This is a genomic window from Psychrobacter sp. S4(2024) (assembly GCF_036861305.1).
In the GTDB taxonomy this organism is placed as follows: Bacteria; Pseudomonadota; Gammaproteobacteria; order Pseudomonadales; family Moraxellaceae; genus Psychrobacter; species Psychrobacter cryohalolentis.
In genome coordinates this window covers 24,567-47,660 of sequence record NZ_JAZAQR010000001.1, presented here as the reverse complement: position 1 = coordinate 47,660, position 23,094 = coordinate 24,567, and the positions used below count along the sequence as shown (strand labels likewise).

The following is a 23,094-nucleotide window of genomic DNA, read 5'->3' as shown; positions in this document are numbered from 1 at the left end:
CGAATCGAGTAAGTAAATAGATAGTTTGATTATAAAAAACCACCGTTATTCGTTAACGGTGGTTTTTTTATGTTTTTATGCTAAATAGCCGTGCCAGTATCATTTAATAAATGCCTTTAAACGTACTTCTTTATCATATGTCGTCATCAATCAGGCTAACCTATCATACTTTATCACTCATAACGCGCCGACATCCTTGACCGCTGATTTGGCTAAAGCCGCCCGATATTTTTTCGACCTTTATTTGGGTCAAAATGCGATCTTTTAACGCCTGTACATGAGAGATAACACCAATCAATTTCCCTTCTTGTTGCAAGCCTGTCAAGGTATCTAGAGCAATATCTAACGACTCTTCATCAAGCGTGCCAAAACCTTCATCCAAAAATAGCGAATCCACACGGATGTTGTGACTGGCCATTTGAGATAGTCCAAGAGCGAGCGCGAGACTGATAATGAAGCCTTCACCACCAGATAAGTTTTTGGTGCTGCGAATATCGCCGCCCTGATAGTTATCAATCACATTAAGCTCAAGTGGATTGCTGTCATCATGAATCAGCAAATAGCGGTCACTCATCTTTTGTAATTGGCTATTGGCATGGCTAATCATCACTTCAAAGGTTAAGCCTTGAGCAAAGGTGCGATATTTCTTACCATCGGCTGAACCAATTAAAGTATGAAGCTGCTGCCAAACTTGTAACTTCTCTTTTTGCGTATTAATGGCGGTAAGCTGCGTTGCTCGTTGACCTTTTTGGTTCTCATTGTCCTTGAGCTTTTGAACAATAGCACCAATCTGTTGGCTGAGCTGATCAATCTCCATCTGAATGTGCTGATGCTGCGCAGCAATCGTTTCTTGGCTGACATTCGTCATAGCAAGAGATAGGTTCTGCTCTAATGATTGTTGAGTGCTACCTAACTGTGACTTTGCCTGCTGCAAGGCGCTATCAATCGTAAGCTTACGAGTATGTAAAGCATCACGCTCTTCTTTAGGCAAGCGCGCATGGATAAAAGCATCTTCATCCACAAACTGCGCCGCTGTTAGATGCTCTAGAAATACCGCTTGCTGCGTATCTAGCGCTGTCGTAGCAGACTGCAATTCTGCCAATAGCTGTCGTTGTCTGCTTTGAAATTGCGCTAATACTTGCTGCGTGCTGTCTAGCTGTCTTTGAGCATTTGCTTGTTTGGCTTTTGCCTCATCCACTGTGCGGCGCAGTAGAGTGTCTTCTGACTCTGGGTTTTTATCTGAAAAAAGCTCTGTTCTTTTGCTCTTGAGCAGCTCAAGATCTATCTTTTTTTCCGCTATCAAGTGTTCGAGGTTCTTTAGAGCGCTTTCATCCGTGCAAAGCTGGGCTTGCTTAGTGTCAATTTGAGCGCTCACTGTACTTAATGTATTGGTTAGCTGTTGCTGGATGTTTTTTTGTTCAGTAAAATACTTTTTTAGCTGACTTAGCATGCTGCGCTGTTGACGTAATCTGTCAATATGACGCTCATAGTTACTGCTATCTAGTACGGTTTTATTATGAATACTAGCGTCTAATTGCTTAATTGCACTTTGAATGTCTGCTTTTTTAAAATCAATACTTAAGTATTCTGCATAGTTATCCGCCGGATACTTATCTGCCAAAGTTAGAATACTGCTAGTAATAGGGGTTAATGCCAAAAAGTTGGTGGCTATTTTATCCTGAGTGGTGTCTATTTTCTGCGAGTGTAGCTTGATCTTCGTCGTCAGGTTATTGATTTTATTCATCAGTGCCTGATGCTGCTTTTCATCATTCTCTATAGCAATACTTAGCGTTGATATGCTTGCCGTCAGCTCATCATATTGAAATAATAAGTCTTTAAGACACTGCTTTTGCTCGAGTAGCTTTTGTTTGACGCTGTCTAATAAAGATAAAGTACGCTCAATATCATTATCAAGTTTATTGATATCCTCACTCAGTTGATAAAGCGGATGGACAATCCCTGCAATCGCTTTGGAATAATTTTTATTGGCGTTAAAAAGTGAAAGTAGACTATCTTGAATGTCGTTGCTCAACATCTTACACTGCTGCTGTAACGGAGCTAACTGCTGCTGTTGGTTGCTAATGGTTTCATTTTTAGTAGCATGGTCGATATGATGTTTAGATAACGTTTGCTCTAGACTCTCAATGAGTATCTCAAGCTCAGCTATTTGCTGCTGGGTCTGCTGTGTTAGTGGCAACGCTTGTTTATTGTTACTCTGACTATCCAATAGCGGATGATGCTTACCATAAGGGTGCTCATGCGCGCCGCACAGTGGGCAGGGCGTACCGTCTTTAAGCTCCAAGATATAATCTTCAAGTCTTGCAACTTTTTGCAGTAAATGAAGGTGCGTCTGTTTGTCTTGTTTTTTAAGCTTAATGCTCTGAATGTCGGCGCGATGAGTGGCAATTAAGTCGTCTAAGACCGTCAGTTCTTGCTTCAGTACGGGTAGCGCAAGGTTTATTTTATGGATTTGACTGATCAGCTGAGAACGCTGTGTAATCTTAAAGCTCACCTGCTCAATTTGTATGAGAATTGGATCAATTTGCTCTTGCTCACTACGCATACTGGCAAGGGGCTGGTTTTGAGTGATGACTGCTTGCTGCTGTTGTAGCTTTAGCAGTTGCCCGCGCCGCTGCGCTACCAATGAAAGATCAGTATCTTGCTGTTTAGACAATATCTCAAAATCCGCTTGTAGCTGGCGGGCATGGCTATGTTGACTCATCCTAGCGGCTGAAAGCTCAGAGTTGTCTTCTAGTAGTGCTCTTAATCGTTGACAGCTACTATCAAAGATTGTCATATCGGTATCAAGGTCGCTCATCTCTGGGTGGTCGCTAAAGTACTGGTCGATATTATTTAGCTGAGTTTTGGTGCGATTGGCAGTTTGCTGATGACTTTGGATGGCTTGGCTTAATATCTGTACATTGCCTGCCAATAATTCCTTGTGCTGGTTGTATTCCACTAAGGATTGAGACTGTTGCCTTATATTGCTGTCTAATTCGCGTACCTGTGCGATGAGGGGCAAATTTATTTGAAGGTTGTCTGATGCGTGCTTTTCTAGCGTATTGGCATTGTCTAAATGGCGAGCAGCTTGCGTCAGCGATTCTTGCTGGGCAGGGATTTGATTTAGCAAACTCTGTTGCTCAACATCTAGCTTCTGGACCGTATCACGGCGATAGCTAAGCTCACGAAACTGGCTATCAATCTCTAATGCCTTGTTTGCAATACTTAAACGCTTAGCTTCTGGAATAAAAGCTTGCTGCGCTTGCTGGGCGCTTGCAAACTCGCTCTGATAAATAGACAGGTTACTTTGTAGCTGTTGTATGTTATTTAGCCATTGCAGCTGCTCACTTAATGTCTTAAAGGTTTGTCGCTGCGTGCTTTGCTGCTGATTCAATACTTTTAGATCGGCTGCTAGCAGATTTTCGTTTTCAACACTTAGTAAAGACAAGCCATCAACGCCTGCCTGCAACTTACTGAGCACATCTTCTTCCAAGCGTTTTTTCTCATGAACGTTGAGTGAGATTTTGGCATAGATAGCAGTACCTGTTATTTTCTCCAAAATCGCCGCTCTATCCCCAATATCAGATTTTAAAAACGCGGCAAAACTACCTTGCGCAAGCATGATGGAGCGGGTAAATTGGCTAAAATCCATGCCAATAAGCGTTTGAATATAAGCAGAGGTTTTGGATTTTTTCTCTTCTAAAATCTTGCCAGACTTGACCTCGCTAATCTCGTGCTTAATCGGTAATAAGTTACCTTTGGCTTTTTTGTGGGCACGATGTTGGTACCATGAACACTGATATCGCTTGGCATCAATCTCGATAATAACTTCAGCCGAGCACTCTCCTGTACCTTGGGTCATGATCTCATTGGTAGAGCCAGTAATATCACCGAGTCGTGGCGTTTGGCTGTAGAGCGCCAAGCAAATCGCATCTAAAATAGTGGTCTTGCCAGCGCCTGTTTGCCCGGTAATGGCAAAAATACCTTCGTTAAGAAAAGCGGCGTCACTAAAATCAATGTGCCATTCGCCTTTTAAGGAGTTGAGGTTTTTAAGTCTTAGTTCAATTAGGCGCATGGCAGGGTCTTATTTTTATAGATATCAATGATAATTTGCGATTAGTTGTATCAGGCTTATAAGTTTTAGCTATTATTCAGCTTGGGTATCTATATGATGCAGGTCATAAACGATCTGACCATAAGCTTCTCGCAAGGTGAGTCTTTGCTCATCGGGGATGTTATGAGTGGCTAGACAACGCTCAAATACTTCTTGTTCATTTAAATCCTGTAGCGTCTCAGAGATTTGTTGCTGATTAAGGACTTTGTTATAAGTGCACGTATTTTTTATTTTTAACACCTCACAGGGTAAGCCCTCTACCATCGCTTGAATACTTTCACGCAATTCGCTAACCACCTCATCACCAGTGTAGATAATCTCTAACCAGACCGATTCTGTATCAGACAGAGCTTCAATAACCTTATCAACTTTTTGATTAATAGTCTCGAAATCACCTGATACTTGCGCTAATTTTTGGAACTTTGGAATAGGCATTGAGATAACTTGCATCTGACGTTCTTTATCATGATGCAATAACTGAGCATTCAACGTAGGCATTATATGAAAAGTAGAGTCACTATGCTGTATAGCATCTATTTGAGTCGAGCTTTCTGCTTCAACTTTTCTACTCTCAGCACTTGCTGCTGACTCATCAAAGCCAAATAAGTCGTCCATAAATTCAGAGGTTTGAACGACTGCCTTTTTGGTAACTTGCTTGATTGGTGTCAAAGAAGTCTCGATAGGATCTACTAATACTTTATCTTCAAAATCGTTTGCGGCGGTACCAAACTGCACCAGCAATATCTGTTTTTGCTGACGTGCTTCGCCAAAGCCCATTGCAATGGGTGATCCTGAATATCGAAGGGTTTCACGCCCACCGACGCGCTGCGGCACATGTAAATGCCCAAGCGCCACGTAATCAAAGCTTTCACTGAACATATCGGCGGACACCTTACCAAGCGAGCCAACATATAGCTCACGAACACCATCATCATCGGTAGTAGTGCCGCCGGCAGCAAACAGATGTCCTGTAGCAATAATAGGAATATGGCGCTTATGCGATTTTAATAATTCAGCTTGTTTGGCGTTAGCAATCTTTGCGACTTCATCATAGTGCGCGCAGATACCAGCGATGACATTGGCGTCTTTGCTTTGAGCTGACTCGCCAGCACTACTACTACGCACGTCGCGGTCACGCAGATAAGGGACAGCGGCGATAATGCAATGCGGTGTACCGTCAGCATCATCTAACACCATGACTTCATCGTTTAAGTCTTCACAAGCGGTACCAACGACATGGACATTTAAAAACTTAAGGACATTGCTTGGGGCATCTAGAAATGTTGGCGAGTCATGGTTGCCAGCGACGATGACGACATGCTGACAGCATGATTTTGAAACCTTGCCTAAAAACTCATAATACAGCGCTTGGGCTTTATTACTCGGGGTCATGGTATCAAAGATATCACCAGCGACAATAAGTACATCCACTTGCTGCGCACTAATGGTGTCTTGTAGCCAACTTAAAAATGCAGAAAATTCATCATAGCGCAGACGTCCATAAAGCCTGCGCCCCAAATGCCAGTCAGAGGTGTGCAGGATAGTAAGAGGGGTAACAGCAGATACAGGCATAATGAGGCTTAGTAGTGAATAAAAAGACAGCCATTATTCTAGCAAGGATTGGAGAAGTTTGCTCTGTTGCAATCAGAAAAAAGCCCTACCACTAGATTGGCAGGGCTTTAAATAAAAAGGGGCTTTTAGGGCGCTTTCTAATCAATCACTAACTGCTCAAGACCACCATCTTCTGTTGCCAAATTAGCAATCATAGATAGCGCATGTGCTTGTTGGTTAGGATTTGGTTTTGGTGTCGTAGCAGTACCGCCTCGTAACCAGTTATTATCGTTTTCTGAGGTCTTTTTATTATTATACCAGGCCAAATCATGATGTAAGCTTACGACATCACCCATGATGAGTAGAGCAGGCGTAGGTAGTTGATGTTGTGCTTGTAATTCAACGATACTGGCAAGTGTACCCGTCAATACTTGCTGATTGGGCATACTGGCGTTAGAGACGATGGCAATCGGGGTCTCCGCACTACGCCCGGCATCAATCAAACCTTCCGTCAAGCGCGGTAGCGAATGCAGACCCATATAGAATACGACTGTTTCATCAGTATTCAAAAAACTTTTGAAGTTATTATTAGGCGAGCCTGCCTTTAAAAACCCTGTCACAAAACGTACTGATTGCGAATGGTCACGGTGGGTTAACGGAATACCAGCATAGCTAGCAGCGGCATTGGCAGCGGTAATGCCTGGCACTACTTGATACGGAACATTGTGAGAGCGCAGACTTTCAATCTCTTCACCGCCACGCCCAAAGATAAACGGGTCACCGCCTTTTAGACGCACCACACGCCGACCTTCTTTTGCGCTATTAACCAATAGCTCATTGATGCCCAATTGCGCGACGGCATGATTGCTACGTTTCTTGCCGACAAATACTTTATCGGCATCGCGGCGGCATAAATCCAATACTTGCGGTGATACCAGCGCATCATAATAGACAATATCCGCTTGCTGCATCAAGCGTAGTGCTTTAAAGGTTAAAAGCTCTGGGTCACCGGGACCGGCACCAACGATATAGACTTCGCCCATCGTATTTTGGGCTTCTGTTGATTCATCTGTAGCATTTTTTGCAGTGATATTTGCCGCTGTGTTATCCAGATCAGTTTGCAATTGGGCAATGGCTTCGTTTTCATTACCGGAAAACATCAATTGACTGACTTTACCTTCAAATACTCGCTCCCAAAACTGCCGACGCCCAGTCAATGTTGGAATTTTGGCTTTAACGTCACCACGAAACTCGCCAGCCAGCTTGGCAAGCTTACCATAGCCTTGCGGAATCAAGGTCTCAAGGCGTGCCCGCAGCAAACGTGCCAGCACCGGTGCTTTACCGTTGGACGAGATACCAATGACGATGGGATTGCGATCAACAATAGCTGGGAAGATAAAATCGCATAAATGCGGCGTATCGACGACGTTTACCGGAATGTTGAGTTCAGTGGCATCAGTATGGATTTGGTGATTAAGCATCTCATCATCAGTCGCCGCGATAATAACGCGCGAATCTGTCATATAGGTTTTATTATAATTCTCATAAATCAGCGCGTGCTTACTCTCACTGAGCAAGGCTTGTATCTCATGGCTAATGCTTGGCGCAAGGACAGTGATACACGCGCCAGCACGGCTCAGCAAATCAGCTTTGCGTAATGCCACATCACCGCCGCCAACAATCAGTACTTTACGATCTTCTAATTTAAAAAATAGGGGAAAGGTATTCATAGTATGACCAGTCATTCAATTGAATATATACTACTATTATGAGTTATCAGTTGCGCAGGCTCACGTAATGTATTGGCATTAGTATATTCGTTTTTGAGATATTAAAAGTAGTTTTTGTTGAGAAAGGGAATAGCAATATAAAATCATGATACTGAAAAAATCCCGCTTAACTCGGTATAAACCGGTTAAGCGGGATTTTTATCCATTGTATTCATTAAATCATAATTCTGTATTTAGCAATTACAACTGTGTATGCAAGCCACACTCGCGATGCTCTTCTACCTTAGTCGGATCGAAGTAATCAAACTCATTAGGTAGGTTATGTTCTTCAAGATACACGTCTAGCTCAGCATCTGTCTTATCAAACAACGGTGCGACTTTTAACACGCCGTCTTTAGACAAGCTCAGGACATCAAGACCTTGACGGAATTCGGTTTGATCTTTACGAATAGCATTGAACCAAACATCAGGTTTTAGCTCATCTAAAGCGCGGCGGAATGGCTCAAGCTTCACTTGATCGGTGAACTCATCATGTAGTGGGTTATCAATACCAGGAATACCTTCCATTGTCACGTCACGATGGGCAGCAGTTTGCTTAGGAATATAGGTGATCACGTTTAAATTTAAATCACGGATGACTTTATTGGCAAACTGGTAAGTGGCGTCAGTGTTATAACCAGAATCTACCCATAGTACCGTGATATCAGGGCGCAGCGACGCAACCAAATGCAAAATCGCTGACTCGTAAGGACGGAAGTTAGTGGTAATAATCGGGTTTTTCGCTTGGCTTAATGCCCATTCTACGATTTGTTCTGGCGTTTGACCTTGCAAGTCTTGGTTGGCTTGATCGATATCTAGATTTGGGTGTAATTGACTCATGGTAGATTCCTTGATGAAAGTTCATGTAAAAATGATTTGAGTGAAAAGTAACTAATATAAGTGCTTATGATTTATTCTAAAACTAAGTGCCTGCAAACATCGGTAATGCGCTAGCATCGCGTCCATCGTAACTGCTGGCAAGCGCATTAAATGCTTGACTGATATCAGAGATAGATTTCATATCATGCTCACTGAGCACAAAGCTATCTGCACCCGCGCGTAAAAGGTAAGCAATTTGGTCACGGCCAAACTTGCCAGCCATACGAATCTCGCCCTGATAGCCTATTTGACGCAGGGTTTGCGCATAACTAAAACCGCGTCCGTCGGTAAAGGCTGGTACATGGATCACAATCAAATCTTGTTGTAATAAAAACTCTGACAAACCAACCAATGTATCGGTGTCATTATCTGACGTAACCCAAACGCCAACACGGCTGGCATGTTCAGTCAATAGCTCGTTCAGCTGCTGTAATAGCCCGCCAGCAAGCTTGCCTTCAGCATTCAATAAATCAGTGAGCGGCAATACGATATCGAATTTTTCTTGTTTATGTAATAGCTCAAGCAGCGATATATGGCTAAGAGCAATGCCATCTGGTAGCTCATCGGTATTAAGCGCCAACCACGTATCACTTTGACCGATATCAATACCTTTGCTGTTTAACACATGATGATTACCCATAGACCTTCTCCTTAAAAGGTGCCACGCCAACGCGATTGACCAAGTCACTAAAAGCTTCTACGTCGTTCTCATTGCTCACGCGCTGCTCTAAATAGACATCCAGTATTTTTTGTAGGGTAATCGCCACATCTTCGGCTGGTACTGCTTTACCCAATATTTTACCGACTTTGGCATCGTTACTAGAGTTACCGCCAAGGCTGATTTGATACCAATGCTCACCCTTTTTATCGACACCAAGAATACCGATATCACCCGTATGATGATGCGCACAAGCATTCATGCAGCCAGACATATTGAGGCGAATCTCACCCAAGTCATAAAGGTAGTCGAGATCATCAAATTGCTTTTCGATTTGTTCAGCGATATTGTGAGTTGTGGCATTGGCGAGTGAGCAGTAGTCCCAACCTGGGCAAACAATCATATCTGTTAATGTGTTTATGTTGGCACGTGCTAAATGCAGATCCGCCAACTGTTCCCATAGCTCATATAGTTGATTGGTTTGCACATCAGAGAATACGAGATTTTGCTGATAAGTACCGCGCAATTCACCAAAGCTATATTTGTCTGACAGATCCGCGAGAGCATCCATTTGTGATTCGCTGACATCACCAGATGGTACGTAGGTTCCGTCGACCAAACCTGCCTTTAGCGAAATGACGACAGCGCGATAGCCTGCTATTTTATGCGCAACTGTATTTTGGTTATACCAATCGGCAAAATCTTTATTCGCATTGAGTTGCTGTTGCAAGTCAGACTGTACTTGTAAGGCATCAAAACCAACATAATCAGGCTCACTAAAGAAGCCAATAGCAGTGTCAAAATTGGCATCGGTCAGCGTCAGTGGACCATCTTTGGTATGAGCTTCCCACTCAGCATCGACCAATTTCGCAAAGGCAGGACCGCCCATGCTCTCGACCAATATTTTGATACGCGCTTTGTATTTATTATCGCGGCGACCATGCAGGTTATAAACGCGCAAAATAGCGTCTAGATAGCTAAGCAAATGCTGACGTGGCAAGAATTCGTTAATTACTTTACCAATCACTGGTGTACGGCCAAGACCGCCACCCACCAATACTTCAAAACCAAGCTCGCCTGCGTCATTGGTTTTTACATGCAATCCCACATCATGTACTTGCGTCGCCGCGCGGTCATTGGCAGTACCAACGACAGCAATCTTAAATTTACGCGGTAAAAAAGCAAATTCAGGATGAAAGGTAGACCACTGACGGATAATTTCGCAATAAGGACGTGGATCCGCAATCTCTTCTTGATGAATACCCGCATAAGGATCGGTAGTCGTGTTGCGAATACAGTTGCCCGACGTTTGAATGGCATGCATCTGTACCGATGCCAGCTCCGCCAATATGTCTGGCACATCTTCTAGCTTTGGCCAGTTTAGCTGGATATTGGTACGGGTCGTGAAGTGTCCGTAACCCTTATCGTATTTACGGGTAATCTCTGCCAATTTACGCAGTTGGTAGCTGGCTAGCAGGCCATATGGAATGGCGATACGCAACATTGGTGCATAGCGCTGAATATAAAGACCGTTTTGCAAACGCAGCGGTAAAAATTGCTCTTCTGGCAGCTCGCCTGCCAAAAACCGTTCGGTTTGGTCGCGAAACTGTGCGACTCGTTCTTCTACCAAGGTTTGGTCAGCGTAGTTATATTGATACATGACGTAATCTCAATTTTATTTTTAAACATAAAAGCTGCGACGAAAATGATTTGCGTGTGTATTCGATTTTATTGCCAGTCGCAAGGTAAACCATTCAGATTTACATCATATAAGCTTGCGTCTATAAACATAAATTCCTTTAAGACATATCTATATCCAAACACAGCATAAATTTTCATAACGAAAATTAGGTAGCCTATGCTTATCGAATTCAATACCTGATTTTAATGAGCAGTTTTTAATCATTTAATAAATAGCTTTAACGTACTGCCATTATCCCTTTATTCGCCCAATTGCTTCTCTACGACTTTTATCTACAGTTACTCATCTTTCTCTCATCTCTTAAGGCTGTAAAATTACTATGACATCTATCACCCATAATCAAACACCCTCAAAACTTGTTCCTCCGCACGGTAGTACTGAGCTTAAGCCGTTACTATTGAATGGTGAGGCTCGCAACCAAGCATTAAAACTTGCTAGTACTTTGCCAACCATTACGCTCAGCTCACGTGAGCGCGGTGATTTGATTATGTTTGGTATTGGCGGTTTTACGCCGTTAAATGGTTTTATGAATCAAGCCGATTGGCAGGGCGTGGTTGATAATATGCACCTGCAAAGTGGTGATAATGCTGGCTTGTTTTGGCCGATTCCTATTACTTTATCAGCACCGAAAGCGACAGCAGATAGCCTAAATCAAGGTGATAAAGTTGCTTTGGCGGCGCAAGATGGCGAGATTATGGGTATTTTAACGGTGGAAGAAACCTACACCATTGATAAAGAGCATGAGTGCCAACAAGTATTTACCACCACAGATCCTGAGCATCCTGGTGTCCAACAAGTACTGGAGCAAGGTGAAGTCAACATTGCAGGTAGCGTTGAAGTCCTAAGCGAAGGCGAGTTTCCAACCTTATATCCTGAGATTTATAAAACACCAGCTGAAACCCGCGCAATTTTGGACAATAAAGGCTGGCAAACGGTCGCGGCTTTCCAAACCCGTAATCCCATGCACCGCTCACACGAATACCTTGCCAAGATTGCGATTGAGATTTGTGATGGCGTACTGATACATTCATTATTGGGTGCGTTAAAACCAGGTGATATCCCAGCAGACGTGCGCCAAGAAGCCATTAAAACCTTGATCGACAATTACTTTAGAGCTGATACTGTTATTCAAGCAGGTTATCCGCTTGATATGCGTTATGCCGGACCGCGTGAAGCATTATTACATGCCGTATTCCGCCAAAACTACGGCTGTAGCCATTTGATCGTTGGTCGTGACCATGCCGGTGTTGGTGATTATTATGGTGCCTTTGATGCGCAAACCATCTTTGACCACGTCGGTAAAGATGATTTGATTACCCAACCGTTAAAGATTGGTTGGACGTTTTGGTGTAATGCTTGTAATGCCATGGCGTCAGATAAAACCTGCCCGCATGAAGCGTCTGAACATGTCAAAGTATCAGGAACCAAACTACGCAAAGCACTCTCAGAAGACCTTGATGTACCAGAGAACTTTAGCCGTCCAGAAGTGTTGCAGATTTTGCGTGATTATTATGCTGGTATCGCTTTTGATGAGCGTGCTGAGGTTAAATTGGTCGGGGCTTCTGCGGTATAGAAATTTATATCAAATGTGAACTATTAACAGTAAAAAAGGGTCAGATGATAAGTCTGACCCTTTTTTTGTTATTTGAAGTTTTGAACATCTCGTGGTTAGCTGAGCTCTAAATCACCAGCCAACTTTTGATAGTCACCAACCAATGTGCCACCGCCAGAGCAAAAGTAGTTAAGCGCGTATTTATCTTGGCTATCAATAGTCAATTTATCATCTTTGAATTGAAAAAAAGCCGTACTGTCATTGACCTTGCTCTGAAAAATAATGCCGTGTGCATCATCTTGACCCATCAATGTTGCTTTGCTATCAAAATAGCAGGTCGGTTTTTTGACATCGCTGCGTGCACGTACCTTAATGTCAATCTGCTTATCACCGTCTGCTTTTACCATCACGGCTACCCAGTCATCGCCTTGCGTACGCTTAGCATAACCCTCAGAAGCATAGTCACCAACGATGACTTTTACAGCAGGCGAGAGTGTCGCTGCAGGTTGCGTAACGCTGTGATTATCCACATTGGCTTTTATAGTGTTATTACAACCACTCAAAGCAAGCAGCGCTGCACTCGTCAAAGAGAGGGCGGCAAAAAAACGCGAGTAACAAGAGAAAGAAGTAATCATTAAGATGCCTTGGGTAAGTGAGTAAGTGATAAAAATGGCTTTGCAAAATGGATGTTTTTGATTGAATTAAACAGTTTTAGGTAGCAGTCGTTTATTTGCAGCGATTATAGTTGATCCACTTTTAAAAGAGTACGGAACTACTGGGGTTCATTATTCGCAGCCTCTGTCTGCGTAGGTACAGCAAGCAAGAAAAATTAACCCCAGTAGTGATTGATAATATTTGTATTTCTTTTATTAAGGACTGACTATACAGCGCCAGCGATGATACAGCTTACACAAATATTCGTCTACTGGGCAAACAATACCATCACTTACTCAAAAGTGATGGCTTATCTCTATATCGCAAATAGCTCCTAAAAATATCCATTATAGAATAACTCATAATAACGCTACTAATAATCGTGCTTATGCCAAGTTCACCACTCGATAAGCGTATTCGTCACTAAGCGTTTGTTATCTATGCTGCTAGCATATCTCTCATCAACAAAAAAACCAATGTATCTCCCAAAATTCTTACCATCACTGCCTTTTGTTATCCTTATTTATAGAATTAATAAAATAGTAAGGTCCACAAGTGGCAGCATGACATTATCGAGAGCGTCTATGCAAACGACCAATATAGCCAAGAATCAGCCTTTGCGTCATACCTCAATGACTGATAATCAAGTGATTCAACATAAAGCACCACGTACCTTGATAATGGGTGGTGTGCTGACAATGGCGGTATTCATGACGGGCTGTAGCCCTACTGAATCTAAGCAAAGTGAGACCCAAAACGGCGCCCAAAAATCAGCAGCGCCGTCACAAGATATTGATTTGTTGAATGTCTCTTACGATGTCTCACGCGATTTTTATAAAGACTATAATACCTTATTTGCCAAAGGCTACCAAAAAGAGCATCCCAACAGCAAAGTACATATCAATCAGTCACATGGTGGATCGAGTAAGCAAGCCCTGTCGGTTGCTAATGGTCTACAAGCGGATGTGGTGACCTTTAACCAAGAAAGCGATATGAATCTATTGGTTGAAAAAGGCTTGGTTGCTGCTGACTGGCAGAAAGCGCTACCAAACGGTGCGGTCCCTTATACCAGTACCATGGTTCTATTGGTACGCAGCGGCAATCCAAAGGGTATTAAAGACTGGCAAGATTTGGCACGTAGTGACGTAGCTATAGTAATACCAAATCCGAAAACCAGTGGTACGGCGCGTTATGCCTTTTTAGGTGCCTACGGTTATGGTCTGCATCATTTTAAAGAAACGGTCGAAACCTCTACCAAAACAGATACCTTCATCAAAAAACTTTTGGCAAACGTCGTCACTTATGACAATGGCGCACGTGCAGCAACGACCAGCTTTACCCAACGCGGTCTAGGGGACGTGCTTATCACGACTGAAAACGAAGCGCATTTGGCCGCCAAGCAATTTGCCAAAGGGCAAGTCGATATCGTCTATCCAAGTTATTCAGTGTTGATTGCCAATCCTGTTGCAGTGGTGAATGCGGTGACTGACAAAGCGGGCAAAACAGAAGCGGCAAACACCTATCTAAAGAGTTTATGGGACACGCCAGCGCAAGAACTGATGGCACAGATGTACATGCGTCCTAGTAATGAGCAAGTACTTGCCGCCCATAAAGGTACTTTGCTTGATATTGAGACGTTTGAGCCAGTCAGTGTCTTTGGTCCTTGGACACAGATTATGGAGACGTTTTTTGTTGATGGCGGGCGTTTTGATAAGCTGGCAAGCGTGCAGTAAAGGTAACCAAAAAGGTAATCAAGTTGTTCAGTTATAATCCATTTGATTCAGGCATTCATGCTTAGATGAAAGGCTGAATCAAATGGCTAAATTATTGACGGATAGCCAATGATCATTAAAAATATTTAACTTATGCATTACGGATAAATTTAAGTTATTGATAATCTTATATTTCTCATTTCTTTATTCCATTTTGGCAATAACATACACATATTCATCATTAAACATAATAAGATAGCACTGTTAGCATACTTACATTACTTATCAGACATTTTTTGAGGCAGCCATGACATCATATACCGCAGGTTATAAAAATAAGACACTTAGCGCCCTAAGTATCGCCGGTGTGGCGCTCACTCTAGGTATTGCAGGCTGTAGCAACAATGAAAAAACTGAGCCAGCTGCCAATGCAGAGGGTACGCCAGCAGCGACAGAAGGGCAGGACATCGAAATATTGAACGTCTCCTACGATGTCGCCCGTGATTTTTATAAAGATTACAATCCATTATTTGTTGATCATTACAAAAGCGAGCACCCAAACAGCAATATTCTTATCAAGCAGTCGCATGGTGGTTCGAGTAAACAAGCCCTGTCGGTCGCGAATGGTCTACAAGCCGATGTCGCAACCATGAACCAAGGCTCTGATATTGAGCTGCTTGAGAAAAAAGGCTTGGTTGAGTCAGATTGGGAAAGCAAATTCCCAGACAATGCCGTACCTTTTACCAGTACCATCGTCTTTTTAGTGCGCAAAGACAATCCAAAAGGCATCAATGATTGGGCAGATTTGACCAAAGAGGGTGTTGAGATTGTCATGGCAAACCCAAAAGTGACGGGTAACGGTCGCTATGCCTTCTTAGGTGCTTATGGTTATGGCTTACATGCTTTTAATAAAGATGAAGCACAAGCGGAAAAATACGTCAAAGACATGCTAAAAAATGTCAAAGTCTATGAAAGTGGCGGACGTGCGGCGACTACGACGTTTGTACAGCGTGGTATCGGTGATGTCTTGGTAACATTTGAGAACGAAGCCAACCTTGCAGCAAAAGATTTTGGCGTCGGTCAAGTCGATATTGTTTATCCAAAATATTCAATAAAATCTGAAAGCCCAGTCGCTATCGTAAAAACAGTCACTGATAAAAAAGGCACCACAGATGCCGCCAAAGCTTATCTTGATTTCTTATGGAGCGATGCAGCCCAGCAATTGGCAGCTGATCTATACTTGCGCCCAAGTGTGAAGAGTGTTCTTGATAAAAACAGTGATAAATTGCCACCTATCGACACCTTCCGTCCAAATGACGCTTTTGGCACATGGGATGAGATCATGAGCACGTATTTCAGTGATGGTGGTTTGTTTGATAAGTTAGCGGTTAATGCGCCTCAGTAACAACGGTAGTACTGTGAGTAACCGACGATAAAGCTGTTACTTATTCAATAATTTATTTGAGTACAGCGACTGCATTATTTGACTATTAATCAGTAACGCACGACATCATGAAATTATGTCAATCTCATAAAGGACATGGCCGACAACGCTATGTCCTTTATACCATGAGCATATTCATAATCTCTTTTTATCATGCTTTTTTCTTTATATCGATACGATAGAGTGCTTACGATAAGTACCATCAGCTAGGCAATAGGACACTATTATGAGTGCAACAACACCTTCTACCATCAAACCCGTGCCGAAAAAAGGCTGGTTAACACGCTTGCGTCAGCGCAATGTGCTACCAGGGTTTGGGCTAAGTATGGGTATCACTGTCTTTAGTTTGTCACTGTTGGTAGTACTGCCGTTTGCCATGATGGCCTATACCACAACACAAATGGGCTGGACGGGATTTTGGGAGACTATTAGCCAACCACAAGTCACGGCGGCGATCAAACTCAGCTTATGGATGTCATTTTTGGCGATGCTAACCAATATGGTGTTTGGCACATTGGTTGCATGGGTGCTCGTACGCTATGAATTTTGGGGTAAGTCATTGATAAATGCCTTAGTAGATTTACCCTTTGCACTACCGACAGCGGTTACGGGTATCTCTCTTGCGACTTTATATGCGCCTAATGGTCTTATTGGGCAATGGTTTGCCAAGTTTGATATTCAAGTGGCATTTACACCGATTGGTATTTGGTTGGCTTTAGTAGTCGTCAGTTTTCCCTTTATTGTCCGTGCTGTACAGCCTGTACTTGCAGAGTTATCGGTTGAGTTCGAAGAGGCGTCTGCGGTATTGGGTGCCAATCGCTTGACGACATTTCGCAAGGTAATTTTACCAGAGCTGTTGCCTGCGTTACTGATGGGTGCTGGCATGATGTTTGCCCGTGCGACCGGCGAGTATGGCTCGGTTATTTTTATCGCAGGTAATATTCCAATGCAGTCTGAGATTTTGCCATTAATCATTATCAGTAAGCTTGAGCAGTTCGATGTTCAAGGCGCCTCAGCCGTTGCATTATTTATGCTGCTTATCTCCTTTGTGATTTTATTGACCATTAATATCGTACAGTGGAAGCTGTCGCGCCGTGTAGGAGCTCGCTAATGCAAATCTCTAATAGCTACGACTACCAAAGCAACCCAGCAACCAAAGATACGCCATGGGTACGCCGCATCTTTATTATCATTGCGGTTTTATTCATGGTTATTATGTTGGTAGTGCCGCTGCTAGCTGTGTTTTATGAAGCTTTTAAGGGTGGCTGGGAATTATATATTGCCTCTCTCGTTGATCCTGAAGCCTTGCAGGCGATTAGGCTAACCTTAATTACTGCTGCGATTGTCTTACCGATTAATATGGTGATGGGTATTGCCATTGCATGGCTAGTGACCCGTTATCATTTCAAAGGTAAGCAGTTGGTGACGACGTTGCTTGATTTACCATTCTCAGTGTCGCCCGTTGTAGCCGGTTTGATGTTTGTTCTGTTATTTGGACTTAATTCTACGATTGGTGGCTGGCTTGAGAGCATGGGTTTTCAGGTAATTTATGCCGTACCCGGTATTATTTTAGCAACGTTATTTGTCACCTTTCCTTTTGTGGCGCGTGAGTTAATACCGCTGATGCAAACGCAGGGCGATAGTGAAGAGCAGGCAGCATTAACGTTAGGCGCGACGGGTTGGCAAACGTTTTGGCATGTGACACTGCCCAATATCAAATGGGCGCTGCTATATGGTTTGATTTTGACCAATGCAAGGGCGATGGGGGAGTTTGGTGCGGTAAGTGTGGTCTCAGGTCATATCCGCGGAGAAACCAACACTATGCCGCTACTGGTTGAGATTGCCTATAACGACTATAACTTTACCGCCGCCTTTGCCTTATCGAGCTTACTTGCCGCGCTTGCTTTGGTCACGTTACTTATTCAGCAAATCATGACCAAGCTACAAGATCACAAATTTGCCAAGTCTGAACGTTTGATAAGTGCGCCTGAACTGCCAGTCAGTGCTAATGATACTGTTACAGAATCGGCAGGCAAATCATAACGGTTCATAGAAGCCACTATTGCTATACGCCATACTATTGAAACTATCTGCTACGATAAAAGAAATAATAAGAGACACCATTATGAGCATCGAGATTCGTAACGTTAATAAAAAATTTGGTAACTTCACTGCCTTAGATGATATAAATATCACAGTACCTACCGGCAAATTGACGACTTTATTAGGTCCTTCAGGCTGCGGTAAAACCACTTTGCTGCGTATCATTGCCGGTCTTGAGTATGCAGACTCTGGGCAGATATTATTTGATGAGCTAGACGTCACCAATACACCGGTACAAAAGCGCCACATTGGTTTTATGTTTCAACACTATGCGTTATTTCGACATAAAAATGTTGCTGACAATGTAGGCTTTGGTCTGACATTGCTACCAAAAAACGAGCGCCCCAGTAAAGCGGATATTGATAAGCGCGTGGCTGAGCTATTAGATTTGGTACAGCTGCCACAAGTGGCAAATGCTTACCCGCATCAGCTATCAGGCGGTCAGCGGCAGCGTATTGCGCTGGCTCGTGCACTCGCAGTTAAGCCAAAACTACTGCTATTAGATGAGCCATTTGGGGCGCTGGATGCCAAGGTGCGTAAAGAGCTGCGAACTTGGCTAAAAGACATACATCATGAGCTTGGTATCACCAGCATCATGGTGACTCATGACCAAGAAGAGGCAAGGGCGGTATCTGATGAAATTGTCGTGATGAATCGTGGTCGTGTCGAGCAAGTAGGCACTTCAGAGGCGCTGATTCATCAGCCAGCCAATGCCTTTGTCAGTGATTTCTTAGACTTGGTTTAAAGTTCAATCAAGAGTGCTAGCGATAGCGCATAAAAAAGACCTTATGATGAGGTCTTTTTTATGCGGCTAATATAAGCCAAAGTTATCTAAGCAAAACTTTCACTGCCTATTAGCATTAGGCTAGTTTTAGCATGGCTTTTTCTTTGATTGATATCTGCTTATAAGTAGTGTCCAAAATGTCTTGACACCATTCTGGCAAGTCATTTGCGACCTCGTACCACATCCAAGTTCCATCACGAACACAATTTAGGATGCCCAGTTTTTTTAAGTGGTTGAGGTGGCGCGATATCGTTGGCTGTGGTTGATCAAGTATCTCTACTAACTCACCGACGCAGCGTGATTCTTTATTATATAGGATTTGGAAAATCTTCAAGCGCGTAGGGTCAGATAATACTTTAAACAACTCAAGTGGTTGTATCATAGAATTATTATTAGACATGGGTCAATTCCAATGTATATTTAGTTAATAGGAGGACAATATAACAGCAGTTATCCTTAAAATCGATTAAAAAATGAGCAAATTTACAGTTCGTCGCCATTTTACTACCTTTGATACCGTCGGTTTACATGGATTACTATATTCAGTTACATGGATTTATTAGGATCAACATAACCATAGATCTGTCATTAACCTGACTGAAAAAGTCACCAAACACTATTGTAAATGCTAATAATTATCGTTATTATAGCGAATAACACGTTAGTCAATCACAGTAGGAACCCATTTATGTACGTCTGTATCTGTAATGATGTCAAAGAAAAGCAAATAAAAGCTGCTATCGCGTCTGGTATCGATACGTTAGATGGCTTAAAAGACACATTAGATGTCGCCACCTGCTGCGGCTGCTGTGAGCCTATGGTAAATGATTATCTAGAGGAACATCATGCTAAGCTCGAAGTATTGGCTTATGCTGTTTGAGCGCTAAATACTTATAAGGCTTTACGCTCTAGCCTTTACATCCTAAGCGTACATGATGCTTGATACACCAGTATATATTCACTATTACGCATTTAATTATTGGTATTATACCTAAAGCGTCAGTTGCAAGCGTCCATATAACTCCACTGATACTCCACATCAAAACTAGATCTAGCTACTTCTATTAAGAGTTTGCTATCGCACCTGTTGCTGATACGCTAATACAAATAGTGGTTGGTTATGATTCTCAGTTCATATCGTTACAAGCGTTAAGCTCTCTCTATGCTACTATATCCTTCTTAATATGTAAGGGCCTTCGTTGATTTTAATCTTTACTGATTGGTTTACGAATGGCACTTTATATATATGCAAAATTATGAATGTATATAACAAACAATGATACATACAGGAGTGTAAGTGATGATTGGCAACCCTAAAGTGATTGATTATTTAAACTTTTTGTTAGGTGGTGAGCTTGCAGCTCGTGATCAGTATTTTATCCACTCTGAGATGTATGCAGAATGGCATTACGGTAAATTGTATGATCGTATTAGCCATGAGATGGAAGATGAGACCTTACATGCACAGGCAATTATTCGTCGTATTTTGATGTTAGGCGGCACGCCTAAAATGAGCGTCGACGCGATTAATATTGGTACTACTGTACCTGAGATGCTACAGCTTGATTTAAATTTAGAATATCAGGTACAAAAACATCTTAAAGACGGTATCGCAATGTGTGAAGAAGCGCATGACTATGTCACACGCGAGATGTTGGTCGTGCAGCTCAAAGACACGGAAGAGGATCATGCCCATTGGCTTGAGCAGCAGCTACGCTTGATTGATATGATTGGTCTGCCAAATTATTTGCAAAGTCAGATGGCTGAAGTCTCTTCAAATCTTGTTTGATAGTAACGGATAATAATCGCTATATAGTCAAATCAAATATCCAATAGATAGGGAGAGAGAATATGAATGGGGATAAAGACATTATCCGCGCGCTGAATAAAGTGCTGGGTCAGTCGTTGATAGCCATCAACCAGTATTTTTTACATGCACGTATTGCTCGCCATTGGGGCTTAGAAGCATTAAACGAAAATTTCTATAAACAGTCTATCGCAGAGATGAAATGGTCTGATGATTTGATTGCACGGATTTTATTGCTAGGTGGTTTACCCAATTTGCAAGATTATGGCAAGATGTTTATCGCTGAAGATGTGCCTGAAATGATTGACTGCAATTTGCGCTTAGAAAAGCAAAAGTTTAGCATCATCACCGATGCGATTACTTTGTGTGAAACGCAGCAAGATTATGTATCACGTCAGCTATTGGTTACTCTAAAAGACGGTAATGAAGAGTATCAAGACTGGCTTGAGACGCAAGAAGACTTAATGAAAGATGTCGGTATTCAAAACTATATCCAATCGCAGATGAATGACGATTAGATATTAGTAACTCTCATTGAATCACAATAAGCCAGCCTATGTTTTGCTCATAACCCAAGCATAGGCTGGCTTTTTTTGGTCTATTCTTTATATTTCAAATACAACCTTTCAATACTCACTTTTAATATAAACCACGACCGTCCTCGGGTTTTAAGCGTAAAAAATGCAATCCTGAGAGAATGGTAAAGACACCTAATATCCAATAGGTGGTTTGAAAGGCGGTCAATGTATCCATTTGTAGGCGCTCACGTAGCAGAGTGAGCAGCGCAGCGCCAAAGGCAATACCAAAGCTGATGGCGAGTTGTTGGTTGACAGCCATCAGGCTATTGCCGCTACTGGTTTGAGTACCATGCAGGTCGCCAATGGTAATGGTGTTCATTGCGCTGAATTGCATAGAGTTACATGCGCCCATGACAGTTAAAATAGGTATAAACCACATCCACTGCGCCGCATCATTAAACTGCGCCAAGATGATAATCAAGATACCCATAAAAGTCGTGTTATAGACTAATACTGTGCGATAGCTATAACGCTGGATAATCTTACTCACCCAAGGCTTGATGCCGATAGCACCTACGGCGATAGGGGCAAGTAGCCAGCCAGCTTGCGAGGGAGAGTACTCGAACACCACCTGCAAAAGCAACGGCAGCAAAAATGGCACAGCGCTAATGCCAAATCGGGTAAACAAATTACCCGTGATACCGATGCGAAAGGTACGGATATCAAACAAACTCAATGGAAATAGCGGAGCTGTACGACGTTTTGCGTGCCAAATATAAGCACCAAGCAACAGACTTGCCAGCAATCCAAGCATCAGCCCATAAAACCCACGCCCGACTTGTGCGCCAAATTCTACCGCCAAGGTAAAACCACAAGCGGCAGCGGCAAACAACAAAAACCCTGTCCAATCTAGACGCTTGGTGTCCTCAAACAATGCTGGTACCAGTTTTTTGCCCATGATAAAACCAAAAACACCCATGGGTATGTTGATTAAAAATATCCAGTGCCAGCTGGTGTACTGTACGATATAACCACCCAATACTGGTCCGACCAATGGCGCAACCAAAGCAGGGATTACCGCAAAGTTCATCACCGTTAAGAGCTTATTGCGCGGATAAGACTTGACCAAAATTAAGCGTGCAACCGGCGTCATCATCGCGCCGCCGATAGCTTGTACAATACGTGAGCCTATTAAGAAGTCTAGTGTCGGAGAAGCGGCACATAATAGCGAACCGATACAAAATATGATAATGGCGGACAAGAACACGCGGCGTGTGCCATATTTATCGGCTAAAAATCCGCTAATAGGAATAAAAATCGCCAAAGTAAGTGCGTAGCTGATGACTGCCCATTGCATTTGTAGTGGCGATTCGCCCAATGCTTGTGCCATCTGTGGTAGGGACGTGTTTAGAATAGTAGCGTCTAAAATTTGCATAAATAACGCTACCGCCAGTACATAGGGTAGGTATTTATCTTGCGTTGGAGTCAGGGCTACCATTTTACTTTCACCATATCTTAAAACCGTGGCTCGTGGAAACTCACCTTAATCGACAGTAAATTTTCAACAAAGCCATTATATTATGCGTAGTATAAAAATAACTGCCGAGTAGTTAAAGAGCAGCATAGTAACCATTCAAAAGGACTGATCTAAATAGTTGCTATCTAAAAGAAATGGTTTAGCTAAAAGAAATGGCTTAATAAATTTTTAAAATGTCTGTCATCATCTTATATCCTCAATATTAAATAATATTTCACTTAAACATCTCTACCATATAAATTACAAGACAGGACTTTAATAGCAAGATCAGTCCCCGTTATAGTGGGAGGTATATGGTAGAAACCACCAT

At 42.6% G+C, this 23,094-nt stretch carries 18 protein-coding genes; 9 read left to right on the top strand and 9 right to left on the bottom strand.

Annotated features, from left to right (window positions below; translation table 11 throughout):
- Positions 1–163 precede the first annotated feature (163 nt).
- The 6 genes from VLA57_RS00215 to VLA57_RS00190 all read right to left on the bottom strand — a co-directional run bounded on the left by VLA57_RS00215 (position 164) and on the right by VLA57_RS00190 (position 10,631).
- Positions 164–4,075: an AAA family ATPase gene (locus tag VLA57_RS00215; RefSeq protein WP_333953966.1), complete on the bottom strand. Its 3,912-nt coding sequence runs from the start codon at positions 4,073–4,075 to the stop codon at positions 164–166.
- Between the two features lie 72 nt (positions 4,076–4,147).
- Positions 4,148–5,686: an exonuclease SbcCD subunit D C-terminal domain-containing protein gene (locus VLA57_RS00210; RefSeq protein WP_333953964.1), complete on the bottom strand. Its 1,539-nt coding sequence runs from the start codon at positions 5,684–5,686 to the stop codon at positions 4,148–4,150.
- 137 nt (positions 5,687–5,823) lie between these two features.
- Entirely contained in the window at positions 5,824–7,395 is a 1,572-nt protein-coding gene (cysG, locus tag VLA57_RS00205) for a siroheme synthase CysG (protein WP_333953962.1), read from the bottom strand.
- 240 nt (positions 7,396–7,635) lie between these two features.
- Positions 7,636–8,274, bottom strand: a complete 639-nt coding sequence (locus VLA57_RS00200; protein ID WP_201531647.1) for a phosphoadenosine phosphosulfate reductase domain-containing protein — start codon at positions 8,272–8,274, stop codon at positions 7,636–7,638.
- A gap of 82 nt (positions 8,275–8,356) precedes the next feature.
- Positions 8,357–8,953: a DUF934 domain-containing protein gene (locus VLA57_RS00195; RefSeq protein ID WP_201531649.1), complete on the bottom strand. Its 597-nt coding sequence runs from the start codon at positions 8,951–8,953 to the stop codon at positions 8,357–8,359.
- A complete protein-coding gene (locus VLA57_RS00190) occupies positions 8,946–10,631 on the bottom strand; it encodes a nitrite/sulfite reductase (protein ID WP_201531651.1) in 1,686 nt (561 codons plus the stop codon). Before VLA57_RS00190 ends, VLA57_RS00195 begins: the two co-directional genes overlap by 8 nt.
- Positions 10,632–10,992: 361 nt before the next feature.
- Between VLA57_RS00190 and sat the strand changes: the two genes are divergently transcribed.
- Positions 10,993–12,246 (top strand): sulfate adenylyltransferase, encoded by a 1,254-nt coding sequence (gene sat, locus VLA57_RS00185; protein ID WP_333953961.1) that lies wholly within the window; start codon positions 10,993–10,995, stop codon positions 12,244–12,246.
- A 95-nt stretch (positions 12,247–12,341) separates the two neighbouring features.
- Here sat and VLA57_RS00180 read toward each other — a convergent pair whose 3' ends face one another.
- Positions 12,342–12,860: a hypothetical protein gene (locus tag VLA57_RS00180; protein ID WP_333953960.1), complete on the bottom strand. Its 519-nt coding sequence runs from the start codon at positions 12,858–12,860 to the stop codon at positions 12,342–12,344.
- A 582-nt stretch (positions 12,861–13,442) separates the two neighbouring features.
- On the opposite strand from VLA57_RS00180, the gene VLA57_RS00175 reads away from it, so the two are divergent.
- From VLA57_RS00175 to VLA57_RS00155, 5 genes are all read left to right on the top strand, one after another.
- Complete coding sequence (locus VLA57_RS00175) at positions 13,443–14,612, top strand: sulfate ABC transporter substrate-binding protein (RefSeq protein ID WP_333953959.1); 1,170 nt, start codon at positions 13,443–13,445, stop codon at positions 14,610–14,612.
- 286 nt (positions 14,613–14,898) lie between these two features.
- A complete protein-coding gene (locus VLA57_RS00170) occupies positions 14,899–15,996 on the top strand; it encodes a sulfate ABC transporter substrate-binding protein (protein ID WP_011513721.1) in 1,098 nt (365 codons plus the stop codon).
- A gap of 265 nt (positions 15,997–16,261) precedes the next feature.
- Complete coding sequence (cysT, locus tag VLA57_RS00165; protein WP_011513720.1) at positions 16,262–17,146, top strand: sulfate ABC transporter permease subunit CysT; 885 nt, start codon at positions 16,262–16,264, stop codon at positions 17,144–17,146.
- The gene (gene cysW / locus VLA57_RS00160; protein WP_333953958.1) at positions 17,146–18,078 is read left to right on the top strand and encodes a sulfate ABC transporter permease subunit CysW; all 933 of its coding nucleotides are present in this window, start codon (positions 17,146–17,148) and stop codon (positions 18,076–18,078) included. Before cysT ends, cysW begins: the two co-directional genes overlap by 1 nt.
- An 82-nt stretch (positions 18,079–18,160) precedes the next feature.
- Complete coding sequence (locus VLA57_RS00155) at positions 18,161–18,883, top strand: sulfate/molybdate ABC transporter ATP-binding protein (protein WP_333953957.1); 723 nt, start codon at positions 18,161–18,163, stop codon at positions 18,881–18,883.
- Positions 18,884–18,998: 115 nt separating this feature from the next.
- Here VLA57_RS00155 and VLA57_RS00150 read toward each other — a convergent pair whose 3' ends face one another.
- Complete coding sequence (locus VLA57_RS00150; RefSeq protein ID WP_133104660.1) at positions 18,999–19,322, bottom strand: ArsR/SmtB family transcription factor; 324 nt, start codon at positions 19,320–19,322, stop codon at positions 18,999–19,001.
- Between the two features lie 288 nt (positions 19,323–19,610).
- On the opposite strand from VLA57_RS00150, the gene VLA57_RS00145 reads away from it, so the two are divergent.
- From VLA57_RS00145 to bfr (VLA57_RS00135), 3 genes are all read left to right on the top strand, one after another.
- A complete protein-coding gene (locus VLA57_RS00145) occupies positions 19,611–19,802 on the top strand; it encodes a (2Fe-2S)-binding protein (protein ID WP_011513716.1) in 192 nt (63 codons plus the stop codon).
- Between the two features lie 420 nt (positions 19,803–20,222).
- Entirely contained in the window at positions 20,223–20,711 is a 489-nt protein-coding gene (gene bfr / locus VLA57_RS00140; protein ID WP_011513715.1) for a bacterioferritin, read from the top strand.
- Positions 20,712–20,773: 62 nt separating this feature from the next.
- Positions 20,774–21,247 carry a bacterioferritin gene (gene bfr, locus VLA57_RS00135; RefSeq protein ID WP_133104661.1) on the top strand — a complete coding sequence of 158 codons (474 nt, stop codon included), beginning with the start codon at positions 20,774–20,776 and terminating at the stop codon, positions 21,245–21,247.
- 121 nt (positions 21,248–21,368) lie between these two features.
- On the opposite strand, the gene VLA57_RS00130 is transcribed toward bfr (VLA57_RS00135), so the two are convergent.
- A complete protein-coding gene (locus tag VLA57_RS00130) occupies positions 21,369–22,745 on the bottom strand; it encodes a DHA2 family efflux MFS transporter permease subunit (protein WP_020443554.1) in 1,377 nt (458 codons plus the stop codon).
- Positions 22,746–23,094: the final 349 nt, after the last annotated feature.